General features: G+C 64.1%; 18 protein-coding genes. 6 read left to right on the forward strand and 12 right to left on the reverse strand.

Features of this window, described 5'->3' with window-relative positions; translation table 11 throughout:
* The first annotated feature begins 274 nt into the window (after positions 1-274).
* Positions 275-1,261 (forward strand): glutathione S-transferase family protein, encoded by a 987-nt coding sequence (locus AC0YKC_RS10740; RefSeq protein ID WP_320293303.1) that lies wholly within the window; start codon positions 275-277, stop codon positions 1,259-1,261.
* Here the strand turns inward: AC0YKC_RS10740 and AC0YKC_RS10745 are convergent, their stop codons facing one another.
* The gene (locus AC0YKC_RS10745) at positions 1,262-1,765 is read right to left on the reverse strand and encodes an NUDIX domain-containing protein (RefSeq protein WP_488511034.1); all 504 of its coding nucleotides are present in this window, start codon (positions 1,763-1,765) and stop codon (positions 1,262-1,264) included.
* Positions 1,766-1,935: 170 nt separating this feature from the next.
* Between AC0YKC_RS10745 and AC0YKC_RS10750 the strand changes: the two genes are divergently transcribed.
* Positions 1,936-2,871 (forward strand): metallophosphoesterase family protein, encoded by a 936-nt coding sequence (locus AC0YKC_RS10750; protein ID WP_434723763.1) that lies wholly within the window; start codon positions 1,936-1,938, stop codon positions 2,869-2,871.
* On the opposite strand, the gene AC0YKC_RS10755 is transcribed toward AC0YKC_RS10750, so the two are convergent.
* From AC0YKC_RS10755 to leuA, 4 genes are all read right to left on the reverse strand, one after another.
* Positions 2,861-3,481, reverse strand: a complete 621-nt coding sequence (locus tag AC0YKC_RS10755) for a hypothetical protein (RefSeq protein WP_434723762.1) — start codon at positions 3,479-3,481, stop codon at positions 2,861-2,863. The genes AC0YKC_RS10750 and AC0YKC_RS10755 overlap by 11 nt on opposite strands.
* Before the next feature lie 156 nt (positions 3,482-3,637).
* Positions 3,638-4,441: an alpha/beta fold hydrolase gene (locus AC0YKC_RS10760; RefSeq protein WP_488511035.1), complete on the reverse strand. Its 804-nt coding sequence runs from the start codon at positions 4,439-4,441 to the stop codon at positions 3,638-3,640.
* 146 nt (positions 4,442-4,587) lie between these two features.
* The gene (locus tag AC0YKC_RS10765; protein WP_488511036.1) at positions 4,588-6,360 is read right to left on the reverse strand and encodes a tetratricopeptide repeat protein; all 1,773 of its coding nucleotides are present in this window, start codon (positions 6,358-6,360) and stop codon (positions 4,588-4,590) included.
* 208 nt (positions 6,361-6,568) lie between these two features.
* Positions 6,569-8,308, reverse strand: a complete 1,740-nt coding sequence (gene leuA, locus AC0YKC_RS10770) for a 2-isopropylmalate synthase (protein WP_488511037.1) — start codon at positions 8,306-8,308, stop codon at positions 6,569-6,571.
* A gap of 499 nt (positions 8,309-8,807) precedes the next feature.
* On the opposite strand from leuA, the gene AC0YKC_RS10775 reads away from it, so the two are divergent.
* From AC0YKC_RS10775 to AC0YKC_RS10785, 3 genes are read left to right on the forward strand one after another with little or no spacing between them, the layout of a single operon-like run.
* A complete protein-coding gene (locus AC0YKC_RS10775; protein WP_488511038.1) occupies positions 8,808-9,974 on the forward strand; it encodes an ATP-grasp domain-containing protein in 1,167 nt (388 codons plus the stop codon).
* Positions 9,975-9,978: 4 nt separating this feature from the next.
* Positions 9,979-10,755 (forward strand): esterase family protein, encoded by a 777-nt coding sequence (locus AC0YKC_RS10780; RefSeq protein ID WP_488511039.1) that lies wholly within the window; start codon positions 9,979-9,981, stop codon positions 10,753-10,755.
* The gene (locus AC0YKC_RS10785; protein WP_488511040.1) at positions 10,755-11,069 is read left to right on the forward strand and encodes a nuclear transport factor 2 family protein; all 315 of its coding nucleotides are present in this window, start codon (positions 10,755-10,757) and stop codon (positions 11,067-11,069) included. Before AC0YKC_RS10780 ends, AC0YKC_RS10785 begins: the two co-directional genes overlap by 1 nt.
* A 129-nt stretch (positions 11,070-11,198) precedes the next feature.
* Here the strand turns inward: AC0YKC_RS10785 and AC0YKC_RS10790 are convergent, their stop codons facing one another.
* The 5 genes from AC0YKC_RS10790 to AC0YKC_RS10810 form a co-directional block, all read right to left on the reverse strand.
* Positions 11,199-11,951 carry an SDR family NAD(P)-dependent oxidoreductase gene (locus AC0YKC_RS10790; RefSeq protein ID WP_320293764.1) on the reverse strand — a complete coding sequence of 251 codons (753 nt, stop codon included), beginning with the start codon at positions 11,949-11,951 and terminating at the stop codon, positions 11,199-11,201.
* Between the two features lie 179 nt (positions 11,952-12,130).
* The gene (locus tag AC0YKC_RS10795; protein WP_488511041.1) at positions 12,131-13,234 is read right to left on the reverse strand and encodes an AbrB family transcriptional regulator; all 1,104 of its coding nucleotides are present in this window, start codon (positions 13,232-13,234) and stop codon (positions 12,131-12,133) included.
* Positions 13,235-13,301: 67 nt separating this feature from the next.
* Entirely contained in the window at positions 13,302-13,613 is a 312-nt protein-coding gene (locus AC0YKC_RS10800) for a putative quinol monooxygenase (protein ID WP_320293313.1), read from the reverse strand.
* Between the two features lie 45 nt (positions 13,614-13,658).
* The gene (locus AC0YKC_RS10805; RefSeq protein ID WP_320293314.1) at positions 13,659-14,432 is read right to left on the reverse strand and encodes an SDR family NAD(P)-dependent oxidoreductase; all 774 of its coding nucleotides are present in this window, start codon (positions 14,430-14,432) and stop codon (positions 13,659-13,661) included.
* An 81-nt stretch (positions 14,433-14,513) separates the two neighbouring features.
* On the reverse strand, positions 14,514-14,948 hold the full coding sequence (locus AC0YKC_RS10810; protein ID WP_320293315.1) for a DsrE family protein: 435 nt from the start codon (positions 14,946-14,948) through the stop codon (positions 14,514-14,516).
* Positions 14,949-15,046: 98 nt separating this feature from the next.
* Here AC0YKC_RS10810 and AC0YKC_RS10815 point away from each other — a divergent pair, with 98 nt between their 5' ends.
* Positions 15,047-16,138: a hypothetical protein gene (locus AC0YKC_RS10815; RefSeq protein WP_488511042.1), complete on the forward strand. Its 1,092-nt coding sequence runs from the start codon at positions 15,047-15,049 to the stop codon at positions 16,136-16,138.
* A 103-nt stretch (positions 16,139-16,241) separates the two neighbouring features.
* Here the strand turns inward: AC0YKC_RS10815 and AC0YKC_RS10820 are convergent, their stop codons facing one another.
* Both AC0YKC_RS10820 and AC0YKC_RS10825 read right to left on the reverse strand, forming a co-directional pair.
* Positions 16,242-17,171, reverse strand: coding sequence for a cation diffusion facilitator family transporter (locus AC0YKC_RS10820; protein ID WP_430699214.1), 930 nt, complete (start codon positions 17,169-17,171; stop codon positions 16,242-16,244).
* Between the two features lie 24 nt (positions 17,172-17,195).
* The gene (locus AC0YKC_RS10825; protein ID WP_320293318.1) at positions 17,196-19,385 is read right to left on the reverse strand and encodes an anthranilate synthase; all 2,190 of its coding nucleotides are present in this window, start codon (positions 19,383-19,385) and stop codon (positions 17,196-17,198) included.
* Positions 19,386-19,453 lie beyond the last annotated feature (68 nt).

Genomic DNA, 19,453 nt, shown 5'->3' on the forward strand with positions numbered 1-19,453 from the left:
TGCTGCAAGCGGCAGCGTTCGCCAATCAGCGCTCTTAAGCGCGGGCGCCCTTTCGTCGTCGGTCGAACCGGATCGAGGCAAAGTCGAACATGGGCGCCTCCGCTAGCACCAATTTTGTGCCGCTGCAATCGGTGCTTTCCGGCTTTCTTTGCGTTGCATGACGAACCGGTCCATCGCTGGACCTATTCGCCATTTGACGAACTGTTCAGCGCCTGAGGGCTTCGCCAGCCCAGTCATCAGCCTAGATAATGGCAACCGCCAGGGAGATTTTCGCATGGGATTGCTGATTGAAGGCAAATGGCAGGACCGGCCGCACAACACCGACAGCGGCGGGCGGTTCATACGCACGGAGTCGCAATGGCGCGACTGGATCACGCGCGACGGCGCGCCGGCGGAAGGCCGCACGCGCGGCTTCAAGGCGGAACCCGGCCGCTATCACCTCTACGTGTCGCTCGCCTGCCCATGGGCGCATCGCACGCTGATCTTCCGCGCCCTGAAGAAGCTGGAGGGCATCATCTCCGTCTCCGTAGTGCACCATTTCATGGGCGAAAACGGCTGGACCTTCAAAGCCGAGGACGGCGCGACCGGGGACACGCTCTACGGCCTCGATTTCCTGCACCAGGTCTATGCCAAGGCCGATCCGGGCTATTCGGGCCGCGTGACGGTGCCGGTGCTGTGGGACAAAGAACAAGAGACCATCGTCAACAACGAGTCCTCCGAGATCATCCGCATGCTCAATTCGGCCTTCGACCAATGGGGCGACGCGGGTCTCGACTTCTACCCGGCGGCGCTGCGCGCGCAGATCGACAAGATCAATGCGCTGGTCTATCCGGCGATCAACAACGGCGTTTATCGCGCCGGCTTCGCCACCGCGCAGAAAGCCTATGAGGAAGCGTTCGGCGAATTGTTCCTAGCGCTCGATACGATCGAGGAGCGGCTTTCGAAGCAGCGCTATCTGACCGGCGAACACATCACCGAGGCCGACTGGCGGCTGTTCACGACGCTGGTTCGTTTCGATCCGGTCTATGTCGGCCACTTCAAATGCAACCTGCGCCGCATCGCCGACTATCCGAACCTGTCGAACTATCTGCGCGATCTCTATCAGGTGCCGGGCGTCTCGGGCACGGTCAACCTGCATCACATCAAGGCGCATTATTACGGCAGCCACAGGTCGATCAATCCGACGGGGATCGTTCCGGCGGGGCCGGAACTCGATTATGCCGCGCCGCATGACCGGGGACGGTTCAGGAAGGCGGCTTGATTACCAGTAAGCCGAGATGCGCTCGCCCTCAAAAATCTCCGCTATCCGCCGGAGCGTCGCCGGCGTCGTGCCCTCCGGCAACCGACCAAGCGGGAAGAAGCCGGCTTCGGCGATCTCGTGGTCAGGCAGTTTCGGCGCCGTCTGGCTGAAGGTGTCGATCAGATAAAGGCCGACATGATCGCGCTTGCTGGAGCGGCGGTTGAAATGCATCGACTTCAGCACCGGCGGAGCGGTCAGGGTGATGTTGCCTTCCTCGGCCAGCTCGCGGGCCAGCGCTTCCTCGAGGGTCTCGCCGACCTCGACGCCGCCTCCCGGCAATTGCCAACCTGGCACATAGGTGTGGCGGATCAGGAAGACGGCGTTGGAGGCACGGTCATAAACCAGCCCGCGCACGCCGAGCGTCATCGGGCGGCGCAGCAGGAAGTAGAAATGGAACAACCTTGCCCGCAACCCCGGCCAGCCGGTCTGGCGGAATGCCTCTTCCGGATCGGCTCGGCGGTTCATGCAACGATCCCCAAGCAGATGTTCGTGGGTTGCCCCACGAACATCTGCTTGGCTTTCCTTGTTTTTCGCAGATTCTGGCCGCAAAACCGTGGGAGACTTTTGCGGAACCTGCTTGGGCGAACAGCAAAGGGTGAGTGGAAAGCTTCGTCAGCGTCGCTTAAGAAGGGACCATGTTCAGGCTCGCGCATATTTCCGATGCTCATCTGGGACCGCTGCCCGATGTAACCTATCGCGACCTCGCGTCCAAGCGCGTGCTGGGCTACGTCAACTGGCAGCGCAACCGGCGCCGCCATATGCATGACGCGGTCATCGATACCATCGTCGCCGACATCAAGGCGAACGCGCCGGACCACCTCGCTGTGACAGGCGATCTCGTCAACCTGGCGCTCGACGGCGAGATCGAGATGGCCAAGCACTGGCTGGAGACGCTCGGATCGCCGCACGACGTCTCCGTGGTTCCCGGCAACCACGACGCCTATGTGCCGGGCGCCTTCGACAAGGTCTGCCGGGCGTGGGCTCCCTGGATGACGGGCGACGGGGTCAACAGTCCGGTCGACCGCAATTCCTTTCCGTATCTGCGCGTGCGCGGCAATGTCGCGCTGATCGGCGTCACCACGGCGCGCGCCACCGCGCCCTTCATGGCCAACGGCTTCTTCATGGAAGGACAGGCCGAGCGGCTCGGCAAGGTTCTCGACGACGCGGCGAAACAAGGGCTGTTCCGCGCCATCATGATCCACCACCCGCCGGTGCGCGGCGCCGTCACCCAGCATAAGCGACTGTTCGGCATCGCTCGCTTTCACAAGGTCATTCGCCGGCATGGCGCGGAACTCGTCCTGCACGGCCATTCGCATCTGCCGTCGCTGTTCACCATCGGCGCACGTGGCGCCAAGGTGCCCGTGGTCGGAGTCGCCGCCGCAGGCCAGGCGCCCGGTGGCAAACATCCGGCCGCTCAGTACAATCTGTTCGAGATCGACGGCGAAAAGGGTGACTGGCGTCTCCGCCTGATCCGGCGCGGCCTGACGGGGCCGGCGCTGCCGCCGTCAGACCTGCAAACGACGGATCTCGACGTGCCGGTCGCGAAGGACCGCGAACTCGTCAGAAGCTGATCTTCATGTGCACGATGCGGTCCCAGAACATCGCCAGCGAAACCGCCAGGCCGACAAGGGCACCGGCGGTAATCAGGCCGAGGCCGGCGAAGAAGGTGGTCCAGCCATTGCTGCGGCGGGTTTCGGATCGGATGGGCGGTTCCGCTTCCTGGACCACGTGGCGATGCAGGCCGGGAACGGCGCTTTCCATGCTCCCTTCCATCATGCGTTGCCGCTCGACGACCCGCTCGGCCACGTAGCGCGTCACCGCATCGGCGACGGCCTTCATCTCGGTCGTCTCGGCCAGCACAACACGGCCGACGCGCGTATCCTTGAGGAAGCGGTAGGTGCGGCGGTCGCGTCCCATGGCGACGTGGCTCACCGCGTCGATCCATAGCCGCGGCTGCAGGCCGGACGAGACGGCGAAGTCGAAGCTGTCCATGTCGGCCGGAACATCGGCAAAGATCGGGGCAAGCTCGGTTGCCAGAAGATCGAGCCGCATGCGGTGCGCCTCGCGCATGTCGACGACCACGTCGTCGCGGTCGGCGAAGGCGTTCTTGACGTCGCGTACGGCATCGGCGAGCTTCCGCGACGGCTCGATAGGGGTGATCTTGTCGCCTGCATCCTTCATGGCGGCTGCCTCACTGTTGGTTAACAGCGAGTTAACACAATCGCCGGCAAAATGCACTGCCGGTGACGAGCAGTGCGACCGCTGCGGTCTGGCGGAGCGGGTTGCGGATATTTTCGAGGCCGGTCCGAAGGGCCAATCCCGCAGGACAATCAGCGATCAGCTCGCCGCCGCGTCCCGTGATGGGCGCACCCGCCTGCGGCGCCGGCGCGTGTTGCGGCGGACGATTTCGGCGATCAGGCCCGGAGCCTCCTCGACCAGCATATGACCCGCGTCGAGAACATGGTGCAGATGGAAATGCGAGGGCAACGCCTCGGCCTGCTCGACTGGCAGCAGCGGGTCCTCCGCTCCCCAAACGACCATCACCGGCATGTCAAGCGTATCCAGCTGCGCGCGTGGGATGACCCCTTGCCGGTCATCCATTGTCATCGCGGCCGCTATATCGATCAAAGCCTGCAACTGGCCCGGCTGTTTGCGCATCCGGCACAATGCATCCACCACGTGGTCTGGCGGCACGCTCCGCGGACCCGACATGGCCGCGAGGCTGGCGCGGACCTCTCTCCTGCCGGTCGCGGCGGCATAGCGGCGCAACAAGCCTGCGTTGATTTCCGAGCCGAAGCCGCCGGGCGCCAACAGTGTGAGCGAGGCCACCCTGTCGGGGTCGGCAAGTGCCATCAATGTCGCGATCGCGCCGCCCATTGAGTGACCCACAAGATGGACTCTGCCTAGCCGCCGCGCGGCGAGATCGGCGAGGATGGCTTGCGCGGCCGGCTTGGCGCCGCCCATGCCTTCGCACTCCAGCGAATGACCATGGCCCGGCAGATCGTAGGCCAATATCCTTGCCTCCGTCGCGAGCGACAGCGCGACGTCACGCCAAATCTCGCTGCAGCCTCCGAAGCCGTGCAGAAAGACGATCGTCTTCAGGCCAGCGCCGCTCTCGACGGCATAGGGGAATGGAAGCATGAAAAATGGAGCAGTGAGCAAAGAGGGCAACACTTTCGAATTGTGGCTGGATTGCTCCTGATCCGGACCGTTGGCCAGTAAAATTTTCGCGACCGAAGCGATCCGTCAGGCGCTCGATCGGCCGCCGAAATGGGCCGAAGGCGTGTTCAGCTCGGGTTGCCGATCCCGGCCGCACGCAAGGATTGCACCAGCCGATCGGTGAGATCGGCGGGGTATTTGCGGTCGACGAATGTCGCCCGCGGGTCGGCGGCGAACTTCGGGAATTCGGCGGTGAGTTCGTTGGCAAGCTCGCCCGCCAGCTTGTCGCGGCCCGAAATCCTGGCGCCGATCAGGCGCGCGGCCAGGTAATGCGACTTGGATGCCGTCGTGCGCAGCGACTCGCTGGCGATCGCGGCCCGTTTCATATCGCCCTGCATGAAGGCTCCGACGAACAGGCCGTAATCCCACCAGGTCGGATGCCCGCTGAAGGCCTCGACCGCGTGGCTCAGGATCGGTGTTCCCTCATCATATTTGCCGGCGAAGATCAGTCCGTAGCCATAGGCGGCGGCCATGCCGAGATCATACGGGTTGAGTTCGTAGGCCCTGCGCGTCAAGCGGATCCCTTCGTCCGCGTTGCCGAGGCGCGAGTTGAGGTAGCCGAGGGCACGATGCGCGTGCGGGTTCATAGGCCCCATCTGGACGGCGCGATGCGCAAGCGACATGGCCTTTTCGAGCGTTGCTTCCGGTGGATAGGAATAGTGCGCGGTGACGGCCTCCCCATGAAGCGCGGCCAGTTCCGCATAGACAAGCGATGATTTGGTGCCTTCGGCGGCAAGCTTCTCCAGGCAGCGATAGGCAGCTTCATGGGTCTGGGCGTTCATGTCGAGAAAATAGCGGTCGTCGAGCACCAGGCAACCGATCTGGCTGGTCCGGATGTCGCTCTGGTCGATGTAGCTGTAGATCGCGCCGGAAGCGGGAACGGTCGATGTCAGAAGGCTGGCTATGTTGCTTTCAACCACGCCAGGCGCGGTTTCGGCCGATGTCAGGTTGCGCGACAGGAGAACCCGACCGGTCGCGACGCTCTGCAGTTCGACCGTGACGTCGCCGGCGGCGGGGCCGGGAACAATATCGAAGACGAAACTGATCGGGTCGGCCGATTGATCGCGCGTCGAATCCGCATCGCGCCCGATGAAGTCGATGGTGTCGAAACCGGCGAGCCCGGCGCGCAGCGACGACGCGACGCGAGCCGCCTCTGCTCCGTCGGCTTTCGTGGCAATGTAGATCAGCGGCAGGGAGTCGAACACCGGCTGGGCGGCGGTGCCGGCAACGCCCGCCGTTTCGGCCGTTGCCACCGTGTCGCCGCCGCCGAGGAAGACATCGCCCTGGCGAAGGATGAGCACGCCGAGCATGGCAATGACCAGGACCATGGCAGCCCAGAAGAAACGCAGTTGCCGCGTCAGCGATTGTGCAGGTGTGGCCGGGGCAATGGGGGCGGCAGGCTCGCCCAGCGTCGGCCTGTCGAGATGTTCGGCTTCGGCCAACACGTCGGGCCGCGCGGTGCCGTCGGAGGCGGACCTGGCGTTGCCAGGCAAGCGGATTGCGTTCAGCTCATAGGACGGGACATAACCGCCGCGCGGGATCGCGATGCGCACCGGCTCGGCAATGCCTTCATTGGCGAAGTACTGGTCCAGGAGCTCGCGCAGGCGGCCGGCCTGGACCCTGACCACGGCATCGGTGGAGGCGTCGAAATCGCCGTCCTTGCCGAAGACGTCCATGGCGATGGAAACACCCTTCAGCCTGTCCGCCTCGCCAGCCTGCTCGCGTTCGACCAGATAGCGTAAAAGCCTACGCGCACGCTCGGATCGTCCGAACGTTTCGCTGGCAAGCAGTCGCTCCAATGTCTCGCGCACTGCGGGGGCGGCAGGCGGGGCATGCTCCAAGTGTCGAGCCTTTCGAAGTCGGCACAGGTTAGGACGCGATAATATAGCGCCGGCGCCGGCGCACAAGGATGCTTCTATTATGCGATCGCGTAAGCCACCGGAAATTCCTCCGGCGGTTAACGAATGGCAGGCTTTCGCGTCTGTCTTTCGCGTCTGTCTTTGAAGTGCGGCGCATGTTGGATGCGCCACACTTCGATCGAGTTGCCGCTCAGCCGGCTTTATGGCCGATGATCCGGTTGGCGGCCGAAACGACGGCCTCCAGCGAGGCGGCCACGATATTGGTGTTGATACCGGCGCCGAACAGCTTGCCGCCCGGATACTCCATTTCGACATAGGAGATCGCCGAGGCGTTGGAGCCACGCTGCAAGGAATGCTCGGAATAGTCGAGCACCGACATGTCGACGCCGACATGGCGCGAGAGCGCATCGACAAAGCCGTCGATCGGGCCGGTGCCCGAGCCGGTGATGGTCACTTCCTTGCCATTGTCGAGGATATCCGCCTCGACCATGCGCCGGCCCTTTACCTCGGTGTCGGGATAGGTGCGATGGTCGAGGAACTTCAGCCGCGCGCCGGGCTGGTCGACATAGGTTTCGAGGAAGCGGTCATGGATGCGCTTGGCCGGCACTTCCTTGCCTTCCGCATCGGTGATCGCCTGGATCGCCTGGCTGAACTCGATCTGCAGATTGCGCGGCAAATTGAGGCCGTAATCGGCCTGCAGCACATAGGCGATGCCGCCCTTGCCCGACTGCGAGTTGATGCGAATGATCGCCTCGTAGGTGCGGCCGACATCGGCCGGATCGATCGGCAGATAAGGCACTTCCCAGATCGGCGTGTTGGCCTTCTTCAGAGCCTTCATGCCCTTGTTGATGGCGTCCTGGTGCGAGCCGGAGAAAGCCGTGTAGACCAGTTCGCCGACATAAGGGTGACGCTCCGGGATCTTCAGCTGGTTCGAATACTCGTAGACATCCTTCATCCGGTTGATGTCGGAGCAGTCGAGTTCCGGATCGACGCCCTGGGTGAACATGTTGAGCGCCAGCGTGACGATGTCGACATTGCCGGTGCGCTCGCCATTGCCGAACAGCGTTCCCTCGACGCGGTCGGCCCCGGCCATCAGGCCGAGCTCGGTGGTGGCGATGCCGGTGCCGCGGTCGTTATGCGGGTGCAGCGAGATGATCAGGTTCTCGCGGTTGTCGAGATTGCGGCACATCCACTCGATGCGATCGGCATAGACGTTGGGCGTCGACATCTCGACCGTCGAGGGCAGATTGATGATGAGCTTGTTGTCGGCCGTCGGCTTCACGATCTCGGTGACGGCGTTGCAGATCTCCAGCGCGACGTCGAGCTCGGTGCCGGTGAAGCTTTCGGGCGAATATTCGAAGCGATAGCCACCGCCGGCCTTGGCCGCCATGTCGGTGATCATCTTGGCGGCGTCGGTGGCGATGCGCTTGATGCCGGCGACGTCCTTCTCGAAGACGACGCGGCGCTGCAGCTCGCTGGTCGAATTGTAAAAATGCACGATCGGGCGATGCGCGCGTTTCAACGCCTCGAAGGTCCGCGTGATCAGCTCGGGGCGGCACTGCACCAGCACCTGGAGCGATACATCCTGCGGCACGCCGCCTTCCTCGATGCACCAGCGGGCGAAGTCGAAGTCCGTCTGCGAGGCCGAGGGGAAGCCGATCTCGATTTCCTTGAAGCCCATATCGAGCAGCAAGGCGAACATGCGCGCCTTGCGTTCATGGCCCATCGGGTCGATCAGCGCCTGGTTGCCGTCGCGCAGGTCGACCGAGCACCAGATCGGCGCCTTGTCGATGATCTTGTTCGGCCAGGTGCGGTCGATCAGGCCAACCGTCGGGTAGGATTGGTATTTGCGTGCTGCATCCGGCATGTGGCCGGCCGTGCGCTTTCCGGCTTCAGCCTCGCCGGCGCTGATTTCTTCTCGTGCGTTCATCGTCTCTTCTCCGGGCGGCTCGCGTTCGCCTTGGGCGGATTGATGGCGAGCGTCGCCTCTACCAGAATTTCGTTCGCTTGATTATGACCTTGCCAAGGAGCATGCGCCTGAGGCGGCTGGTACCGACCGCCGGGCGCTCCTTCAGCGAACCCGGCGATCGCCGATAAGGCCGAGAAGAAGCAGGGTCGAGGCGAGCGCGCACGCGGTCTCGCCGGCAAAGCCGGTGCGAGAGGAAGCGACGGAGCGGACGCGCGTGGTCATGGCGGCTCTCTTACAGGAGCGGCCATCGGGAGGCAAGTGCCGGCCAGGCCGCGCTTAAAGCGCTTCGCATCGAAATAGATTCGAGCGACGCGCTTTAAGCCTTTGGTTTTATGCATGTCGTTTTCCCAAAAGCGGCGCAAACTTTGGGCGACATGCATTAGCGCTGGCTCTTCCCCGCATCGGGCAAATGCGCCACACTCGCCCGACGCGGCCCATAGTGCCCCGGGGGAGGTTGTGCATGAATTTCGTGTTCTTCTCGCCGCATTTCCCGGCCAACGGCACGGATTTCTGCGACCGGCTGAAAAAGGCAGGCGCCACCGTGCTCGGCATCGGCGATGCACCTTACGAGACGCTGAACGGCAAGCTGAAGACGGCGCTTTCGGAATATTACCGCATCGCCGACATGGAAGATTACGATGCCGTGTTCCGCGCGATGGGGCATTTCATCCACAAATGGGGCCGCATCGACCGCTTCGAGTCGCTCAACGAGCATTGGCTCGAACTCGAAGCCAACATCCGAACCGACTTCAACATCTTCGGCACCAAGGTCGATTTCGTGAAGAATTTGAAGCGCAAGAGCCGCATGCGCGCCTTCTTCCGCAAGAGCGGCGTCGAGACCATTCCGCAGCGCAAATGCTCCGACCGCGCCGGCGCCATGACCTTCATCCGTCGTGTCGGCTACCCGGTGGTGGTCAAGCCGGATTCGGGCTCCGGCGCCTCGAACACCTTCAAGATCTCAAACGCCAAAGAACTGGACCAGTTCTTCAGGGACAAGCCCGAGGGCGTCACCTTCGTCATGGAGCAGTTCATCGAGGGGCTGGTGGTGACCTTCGACGGGCTGGTCAACCGCGATGGCGAGGTGGTGCTGGCGGCCAGCCACCGTTACGACCAGAGCATCATGGATGCGGTCAACAAGGACCGCCACATGAGCTACACCTGCTTCCCCGAGATCAGCCCTCAGGTCGAGGAGGCGGGCCGCAAGATACTCAAGGCGTTCGACGTGCGCGAGCGCTTCTTCCACATCGAGCTGTTCGAAACCAGGGACAAGCGCGTCATCGCGCTCGAGGTCAACATGCGCCCGCCCGGCGCCTGGATGACGGACGCCATCAACTACACGTTCGACATCGACGTCTATGCCGCCTGGGCCGACATGGTGGTCAAGGATGCCGCCGGCGGCCCTTACAAGGGCAAGTATTTCACCGCCTATGCCAGTCGCAAGCGCCATATCGACTATTTGCACAGCCATGCGGACGTGCTAGCCGCCCACGGCGACAAGATCGTCCATCACCAGGCCATCGAAGAGGTCTTCAGCCGCGCCATGGGCAACTACGCCTATCAGATGCGTTCGAAGGATCCGAAGGCGCTGCGCCAGGCGGTCGACTATATCCACGCGGAAAAGGCCTGAGCCGATGGACGTCTCCTATCACAAGGGCCATGCCCGCAATCTCGGCCGCGACATGGAATACAAGCGCTACGGCCATGCCGGGCGCCCGGTGGTGGTGTTCCCGACTTCGCAGGGGCGGTTCTACCAGTTCGAGGATTCCGGCGGGGTCGCAGCACTTGCCGACTTCATCGACACCGGCCGCATCCAGCTCTTCACGCTCGACGGCATCGATTCGGAGTCGTTCTTCAACAAGCATGCCGACGCGGCGCATCGCATCGCCCGCCACGAGGCCTATTTCCGTTATGTGCGCGAGGAAGCGCTGCCGGAGCTGCAGGCGGTCGCCGCCAAGGCCAATGGCGGTCGCGTTCTGAAGCCGCTGTTTTGCGGCTGCTCGATGGGCGGCTACCACTCGTCGAACTTCGTGTTCCGCTTCCCGGAGCTGGCGAGCGGCGTGATTTCGCTGTCCGGCGTCTATTCGGCCCGCGACTTCTTCGGCCGGACGCTGGAAGGCAATATCTATTTCAACTCGCCGCTCGACTACCTGCCCGGCATCGTCGACCAGAAGCTGCTCGGGCGGGTCAGAGCACTGCGGCTGATCTTCTGCTGCGGCCAGGGCGCCTGGGAAGAGCGCATGCTGGTCGAGACGCGCGAACTGGAGCAGGTGCTGCGCGACAAATCCATCCCGGCCTGGGTCGACTATTGGGGTGGCGACGTCAGCCACGACTGGCCGTGGTGGCACAAGCAGCTTGTCTATTTCTTCGGCCGCTGGCTGGACGATGATCTGATGAAGCGACTGGATTGATGACCACGCCCGATCCGATCCGCCGCTTTGTCGAAGCCACCAACGTCGGTGATACCGAAGCCTTTCTGGCGACATTCACCGACAACGCCATCCTCACCGACTGGGGCCGCGATTTCCATGGCCGCGACGGGGTCGCGCGGTGGAACCGCTCGGACAATATCGGCGTACAGTCCAATCTTCGCATCGTTCGCGTCGCCGAGCGCGACGGCGTCTACCATGCCCGCGTCGCCGTGACGGGCAATGGCTTCAATGGCGAGGGCGACATGGCCTTCACGCTCGACGGCGACCGGATCGCAAGCCTGGTTATCAGTTGACCTCTCTCGCCATCGGCTGATTTGGTGGACGGCTATCCTTCCTGGCAGGCCGGCAGCGACGCGACATCTTGCGGCTCGGCCGTACGCAATTCCGGACGGAAAACCGCTCACACTTTTCCTGGAATTGCTCTAGTAGGTCGTGCGCCCGCCGGAGAGGTCGAAGGTCGCGCCGGTGGTGAAGGAGTTCTCGTCAGACAGCATGAAGACGACCATGGCGGCCGCCTCTTCCACCTCGACGAAGCGGCCGCGCGGCACTTTGCCGAGCATATAGGCGACCTGGGCCTCGGTGAGCTGCTCGAGGATGCGGGTGCGGGCGGGCGAAGGCGTCAGCGCGTTGACGGCGATGTCGTGACCGGCGAGCTCCTTGCCGAGCGACTTGGTCAGCGCCAGCACGCCGGCTTTTGCAGCGGAATAAGCGGCGGCGTTGGGATTGCCTTCCTTGCCGGCGACCGATGAGACGTTGACGATGCGGCCATAGTTGCGCGCGACCATGCCGGGCACCAGGCGCCGGCAGCAGTAGAAGACGCCGGTGAGGTCGATGTCGACGATCTGGCGCCAGGCGGCGGGGTCGTAGTTCACAACGGTCGCCGCCGGCCCGGCAATACCGGCATTGTTGACGAGGAGATCGACGGGGCCAAGCGTCCGCTCGGTCTGGGTGGCGGCGCGATCGACGGCCTCGATCTGCGACTGGTCGCAAAGGATCGCTTCAACGCGGCCGAGCAAAGCGAGTTCGGCGACGGCCTTGGCCATCGCGGCCTGGTCGACGTCCCAGATGGCGACACCGGCGCCCGACGACAACAGGCGTCGCGCGACCGCTAGGCCGATGCCTTGCGCGCCGCCGGTCACCACGGCGACGCGGCCGGACAGATCGACGGCGTTCAAACGGCGGTTCATCGGCAATTCCCCCTCGTTTGCTTAGAGCAATTCAGCATCCTGACAGGATTGCTGAGCCGCTCCAATTTTCTGTTTCACGCAATTCCGGACGGAAGGCTACGGCGAATGCGCCGAGCCCAACCGCCGAGCGCTTTTCCTGGAACTGCTCAGGCATTGGATAGCCCGGATCAGGCCCCGACGTTTCGCGCCACCAGCTTGGCTACGCTTGGCCCAATCAGCAGTACGACCAGGAAGCGCGCCGACTGCAGCGCCATGACGAAGGAGATGTCGACGTTCCGTGCCGCGGCGGCGATGATGGCGACACTGTCCATGCCGCCAGGGCTGGTCGCCAGATAGGCGGTCAGCGGGTCGATACCGAGCAGGCGGCTGATGACGAAGGCCATGCCGCCGCAAAAGGTGATCAGCGCGACGATCGAGCCGACGATCTGCGGCAGGGCGCGCGCCGCGTGACGCAGGATCGGCCGGGTGAAATTGAGCCCGATCGACCAGCCGACCATGGCGTAGCTGATCGCCAGCAGCCAGGGCGGCAATTGCATCGGCACGCCGAGGCCGAGATGGATCACCGCGCCGAAGATGAAGGTGCCGAGAAAGAACGGCGAAGGCAGCCTGACCAGCTTTCCGAGCAGGCCGCCGACGATCGCAATGCCGATGGTGGCGGCGAAGGCGAAGGCGTCGATCGGCGGAAACCAGACGATGGGCGGCACCTCGACGCCGGATGTGTCGACCCACATCTTGGCAACGATCGCCGCCGTCATCGAAACGAAGATGACACGCAGATATTGCATGAAGGCAACCAGACGCTGGTCGGCGCCGAAGGCGCCTGCCATCAGCACCATGGCGGTGGCGGCGCCCGGCGAGGAGCCCCAGACTGCCGTGGTGCCGGGCAGGATGCGCCAGCGGCTGATCAGCCAGCCAAGCAGGCTGGAGGCGGCGACGGTCGCGATCACCACGGCGAGGAAAAGCGGCCATTCGGCATAGAACACGGGGAAGATGTCGGCCGAGATCGAACCGGCAACCAGGCAGCCGACGATCGCCTGGGCCGCGCCGAACAGCGGTCGCGGCACGCGCACCGTGGCGCCGTTGGTGCCGGCGAGGATCGCGGCAAGCATCGGGCCGATCAGCAGGGCCGCTGGCAGGGCGGCGAACTCCAGCGCACCGGCGAAGAGCAGCGAGAATACCAGAAGCACCAGCCATTGCCGCGGCGGGCGCAGGCGCTCCATGCGCTCGACGGGCGCTTGGTTCTGGGATGGCTGCTCTGGTGAAGAGTCCATGTCGGCTCTTAGACCGGATAAAGACAAATGCGAACCAGCTTTTCGCGGAAATTCCGCGTCCGCGCGGTTAGCCGGCCTTCTCGGAGGCGGGAAGGCCGAAGCCGCCGACCGGGTGGGTCTCGACCTGGAATTCGAAGCCGGCGATGAAGGGACGAGCCCTGGCGATCGCGGCCTGGACTTCCGGCAGTTGCAACGAGGCCTTGTGGCTCGCCTGGTCGGTCCACACTTCGGTCACCCAGATCGCGTCGGCGTCGGCCGGATCGGTGGCGATGATGTAGTTCAGGCAACCGGGGAGCGCGCCGGTGCTTTCGCGCAGCACGTCCATGACCGCATCGCGCTGGCCGCGCGCCGCCCGCATCTTGCCGATCAGTCCGTACATTGCCTGTCTCCCTCCGGATTACGCGAAGAGTATGCCGGTCTCGGCTCACGGCATCAACTGGCCGCCATTGACCTCGATCACCTGGCCGATGATGTAACCGCTCAAGAGGTCGGACGACAGGAACAGATAGGCGCCGACGCAATCCTCGGGCGTTCCGGCGCGGCCTTGCGGTATGGTGGCGACCATAGCCTTGATCTGCTCGGCGTTCGAATAGCGTTCGTGGAAGGGCGTCAGGATCGTGCCGGGCGCCACGGCGTTGACGCGGATGCCGAAGCCGATCAGTTCCTTGGCCATGCCGCGCGTCACGTTGGAGACGAAAGCTTTCGACGAACCATAGAGGCCGGCGCCGCCGCCGGCGCCGTTGCGGGCGGCGATCGAGGTGGTGTTGATGATGAAGCCGCCCTGGCGCTTCAGCCACGGTATCGCCTTGCGCGAGGCGGTCAGGACGGAGCGCGCATTGAGATCCATGACCGCGTCGTAATGCGCCTCGTCCTGATCGGCATAGGCGACGCGCCCGAGCATGCCGCCGGCATTGTTGACCAGGCCGTCGAGCCGGCCGAAATGTTTTGCGCTCTCTTCGACGACGCGCTCGACGTCGGCAGGTATCGAAAAATCGCCCTGGACCAGAAACACCTCGCCGCCATCGTCGCGGATGGTCCTGGCCACGGCTTCGGCGGGAGCGCGGCTCGCATTGTAATGCAGCGCGACCCGGCATTTTTGCGCCGCATAGGCGCGGGCGAGGGCGGCACCGATGCCGGTCGAAGCGCCGGTGACCAGCACCGCCTTTCCGGCAAGATCGGGGATGGCAGGTGTCGTCATGTCAGCTGGCCTCCGGGCTCCCATCCTTCGTAGGCCATTGCCGGCCTGGCCTTCAAGTGTTGGCGTTCAGTGTGGGCGCATTCAGGGTCTGAGATAGACATAGCCCTGATGCTGCAGCTCGGCGAGCTTCACGACGCCACCCTTCTCGGCAAGCTCGAAGCCCGCCAGCAGGTCGGTCAGCGTGATGTCCATGCCGTGCAGGGTGTTGCCGCAGGCTTGCGGGACAAGTCCCTGCTGGACGAGGCCGGCAAAGCGGCTGGAAACGGCGCCGGAAGCGCCCTTGGACTTGAAGGCGGCCAGGGCCGGGCCGTGCACCACAAGCACGATGTCGACATTGCCGCCGGTGCCCTCATAGTGGTTCTTGATGTTGCCGAGGACGAAGTTGACCTTGTCGGTGTCGCTGAGGTGATAGGCGACTTTCAGCCTTCCCTCGGCCGTTGCCGCATTTGCCCGGTTCAGGCCGAACAGGCCGGCGGCGCCTGCGAGACCGGCGCGAAAAATGTCACGGCGCAGCATCCTATCCTCCTTGCCTCGCCGCCTCGCATGATTTTGCATGGTCCGGGCGGCACTCCTAGACTAGCATACGCCAGTCCTGTCGGTGGGAGGAGGATCACATGACATCGAGGGCAAGGACTATGGCGGGCGCGGCGCTTTGCGCCGCCCTTGCCGCTTTTGCCGGCGCGGCGCGCGCCGAACAGCCGCCCAAACTTCCCGAGCTCAGCCCGACCGGCGCCGACGCCTGCTTCGGCCGTGTGTACGATGCCGCCCATCTCAAGGCGCATCCGCACCAGAAGGTGGCGCGCATCTTCTTCCTCTACGGCCATGACCCGGTCAGCCGGCCGAATGAAGAACCTCCCGCCAACCAGGATACTTCCTATAACGGCTTCCTCACCACCACGGTGCGTGGCGCCAAAAAACCGGAATGGGCGAGCAGCTGGTGCAACAAGGAAGACCCGAGCGACAAGGCGAGCGGCATCCGCTGCGGCATGGATTGCGACCGGACGCTGGCCTCGCTGAAGGTCGACGACAAGGGCAAGCTTCTGCTCTCCGGCCTGTCGCCGGATGTCTATCTCGACCCTGATGCGTCGGAGTCGATGAGCAAGGCGGAGTATGCCAGGCAGCAACTGGGCAGCGAGGACGACAATTTCAAGCTGGACCCGATGCCGGCCGACAGCTGCAGGGCGGAGTTCGCGCGCATCGACCCGATCGATCCGGCGCTGGGCGATCCGCTGCGCGTGCGGCTGAAGTCCGATCAGCCCTTCTGCTTCGGGCGCGACTACGACGATGCGCATCTGAAGTCGCATCCCAACCAGCTCACGCAATCGATCCGCGTCTTCCGCGGCCCGGTCGAGCTCGCCTCCTTCGCCGCCGGCGGCGATGCCGCGAACTGGCCCGACGGGGCGGATATCGCCGTTTCGGTGACGACGAGGCAGAAAGGGAAAAAGGTCACGCAGACCTATTCCTGCCAGGGCGAGGCCGACCAGTGGCGCTGTTCGGCCAGCTCGAAGATGAGCGATTTTTCCTGCGACATCTCGCAGAAGGAAATCTTCCTCAAGCGCGGCGCCAACGGCACGATGATGGTCGCGAACCCCAACAATGCGGTGGCGGTCCTCGATCTCTGCTCGAAGGCGGCGAACGGCAAGACGAGGTCGGACGACAAGGTCTATCGGCTGCAGCCGATGCCGCAATCGGCGTGCGCGCCGTAACCAGCGCTTCGTCATGTATGGACGGCCCCTCTTGCCCGAGAGGGGCCGTCCATACATGACGAAGTCTGAAGGCTTCAGCTAATTTCCAAGGTGGTTACTCGGCTCAGGCGAAAGGCACCGCCGTGGTGCCTTTCGGCAGCTTGGCCTCGTCGTCCGGCTCGACATGGATGGTGACGCGCACCGATGGGATCTCGGCCTTCAGCGCATCCTCGATGCGGTCGCAGATGACGTGGCTGGCGCCGACCGTCATGTCGGCGTCGACGACGAGATGGAACTCGATGAAGGTGGCGCGCCCGGCTATGCGCGTCTTCAGGTCATGCACCTCGAGCGCGCCCTTCGAATTGGCCGAGATGATGTCGCGGATCTGCATGTGCTCGTGGTTGTCGACTGCGCGGTCCATCAGCCCGTTCATCGACGAGCCGATGACATGCCAGCCTTGCCACAGGATGTTGAGCGCGACGATGACGGCAAGCGCCGGGTCGAGGATCTGCCAGCCGGTAAGCACCGCGCCGACGAGGCCGCCGAACACACCGACCGATGTCACCACATCGGTCATGATGTGCTGGCCGTCGGCGACGAGGGCCGGCGACTTCGCGTTCCGACCGGTGCGTATCAGCACCCAGGCCCAGATGGCATTGACCACCGTCGCGACGCCGTTGACGCCCAGGCCTTGCCAGGGCTGTTCCAAAGGCGCGGAATGTTGCCAGGACTGCCAGACCTCGTTGAGGATCAAGAGGGCCGCGACGATAATCAGAACGCCTTCGAGAACGGCGGAGAAATACTCGGCCTTGTGGTGGCCGAAGGGATGGTCCTGGTCGGCGGGTTTGTAGCTGACCTGGATCGCCCAGTAGGCGGCGATCGAGGCGATGACGTTGACGATCGATTCCGCCGCGTCGGAATAGAGGGCGACGGAACCGGTGATGTACCAGGCGGCGACCTTGAGCGCGAGCACGACGCAGGCGACGACGATCGACCAGAAGGCGAGCCTGGCAACCTTCTCCCGGGTCGCGGCTTTCGCCGCGGCCGCCGTCATGTCCTGCGTTGCGGCCATGTTCTCCTACGCGGCCTTTTCCTTGGCCTTGCGCGGCAGATGCGCGACGACGTTCTCGATGATGCGCATGCCGGCATTGTGCCCGAGTGTCATGATCGATTCCGGATGGAACTGCACCGCCGCGATAGGCTCCTTGCGGTGCTCGAAAGCCATGATGATGCCGTCCTCAGTCTCGGCGGTGACCACGAAGCCGTCGGGCAGGCGCACCGGGTCGGCGAAGATCGAGTGGTAGCGGCCGACGGTCACTTCCTTCGGCAGGCCGGAGAAGATGATGCCGGGCTTGGAGACGCGGATGCGCGACGGCTTGCCATGCATGGGGATGTGCAACTGCCTGAGCTCGCCGCCATAGGCCTCGGCCAGCGCCTGCAGGCCGAGGCAGACGCCGAAGATCGGCAGGTCGCGGCTGCGCGCCTTCTTGATGGTGGCGGCGCAGTCGAAATCCTTCGGCGTGCCGGGGCCGGGCGATAGCACGACGAGGTCGGGCTTCAGCCGCTCGAAGACCTCTTCGGGCACCGGCGAGCGCACGGTGGAGACATTGGCGCCGGTCTGGCGGAAGTAGTTGGCCAGGGTATGGACGAAACTGTCCTCATGATCGACGAGCAGGATGTTGACGCCGTCGCCGACGCGCGCGGTGGTGCGCTCGGTTCCGGTGGCGTTGCCGGTCTTGGCGTCGCGGATGGCGGAGAGCATGGCGGATGCCTTCAGTTCGGTTTCGGCTTCTTCTTCCTCGGGCACGCTGTCGAAAAGCAGCGTGGCGCCGGCACGCACCTCGGCGATGCCGTCCTTGATGCGGATGGTGCGGAGCGTCAGTCCGGTGTTCATGTCGCCGTTGAAATTGACCATGCCGATGGCGCCGCCATACCAGGCGCGCGGGCTCTTCTCGTTCTGCTCGATGAAGCGCATGGCCCACAGTTTCGGCGCGCCGGTAACGGTGACCGCCCAGGCATGCGACAGGAAAGCGTCGAAGGCGTCCATGCCTTCGCGCAGGCGCCCCTCGATGTGGTCGACGGTGTGGATCAGGCGCGAATACATTTCGATCTGGCGGCGGCCGATGACGCGCACGGAGCCCGGCTCGCAGACGCGCGACTTGTCGTTGCGGTCGACATCCGAGCACATGGTGAGCTCGGACTCGTCCTTCTTCGAGTTGAGCAGCTTCAGGATCTGCTCTGAGTCGGAAATGGCGTCGTCGCCGCGCTTGATCGTGCCCGAGATCGGGCAGGTCTCGACGCGGCGGCCGTTGACGCGCACGAACATCTCCGGCGAGGCGCCGATCAGATATTCGTTTTCGCCGAGATTGATGAAAAAGGAATAGGGCGACGGATTGATCGCTTTCAGCTTGCGCGAGATGTCGGAGGGCTGGGTCTCGCAGCGCTCGTAGAACATCTGTCCGGGCACGACCTCGAACAGGTCGCCGCGCTTGAAGCTCTCCATGGCGCGCCGCACCAGGTTGGCGTATTCGCCGGGCTCATGGTCGCCGCGCGGCGGGATGCGGTCGGCGGTCTTGAAGGGCTCGACATGGGCGTCGCGCGGCAGGCCTTCGGTCGAAAAGCCGTCGCCGGAATAGTCGTAGCGGTCGGTCCAGGCCTTGGTCGAATAGTGGTCGACGACGAGGATCTCGTCGGGCAGGAACAGCACCAGGTCGCGCTGGCTCTCTCTGCGCTCGAGCTTGTAGTCGACAGGGTCGAACTGGAAGGCGAGATCGTAGCCGAAGGCGCCGTAAAGGCCGAGATTGGCGTCCTCGGCGGTCTTGAACAGCGCGGTGATGGCGCGCAGCACGGTGAAGACGGAGGGAACGCGGCTGCGCTCCTCCTCGGTGAAGACACGGCCGGGTTTTGCCACATCGAGGCGGATGAGCGTCTTCGAGGTCTCGGCGATCGTCACGTCGTCGAGCTCGCCAAGCGCCCTGCCGATCACCGGCAGCAACACTTCGCCACGCTTGTTGAGCGCTTCGATGCGCATCGTGCGGCCCCGCGCGGAGATCACCAGCGGCGGATCGATGATGGCCGTATCCCAGCGCGTGTAGCGGCCCGGATATTCGTAGTTGGAGGAGAACACCGCGCCGCGGCGCGAATTCAGGCCGTCGACATAGGCATCGATCGCGCCTTCATAGGGCCTGTCGTGCCGCTCGCGGGTGATCGTCACGCCGCCCGCGGTAACGAAGCGCTCCGCCCCGTTGTCGAGAACTCTAGTCGTCATTGCCGTCTCCATCAGCGTTTTGGGCAACGGACCCGGGAATGGCTTTAAAAAACAAATGGCCGCCCGGA

The sequence above is a fragment of the Mesorhizobium sp. CNPSo 4661 genome (assembly GCF_057784215.1).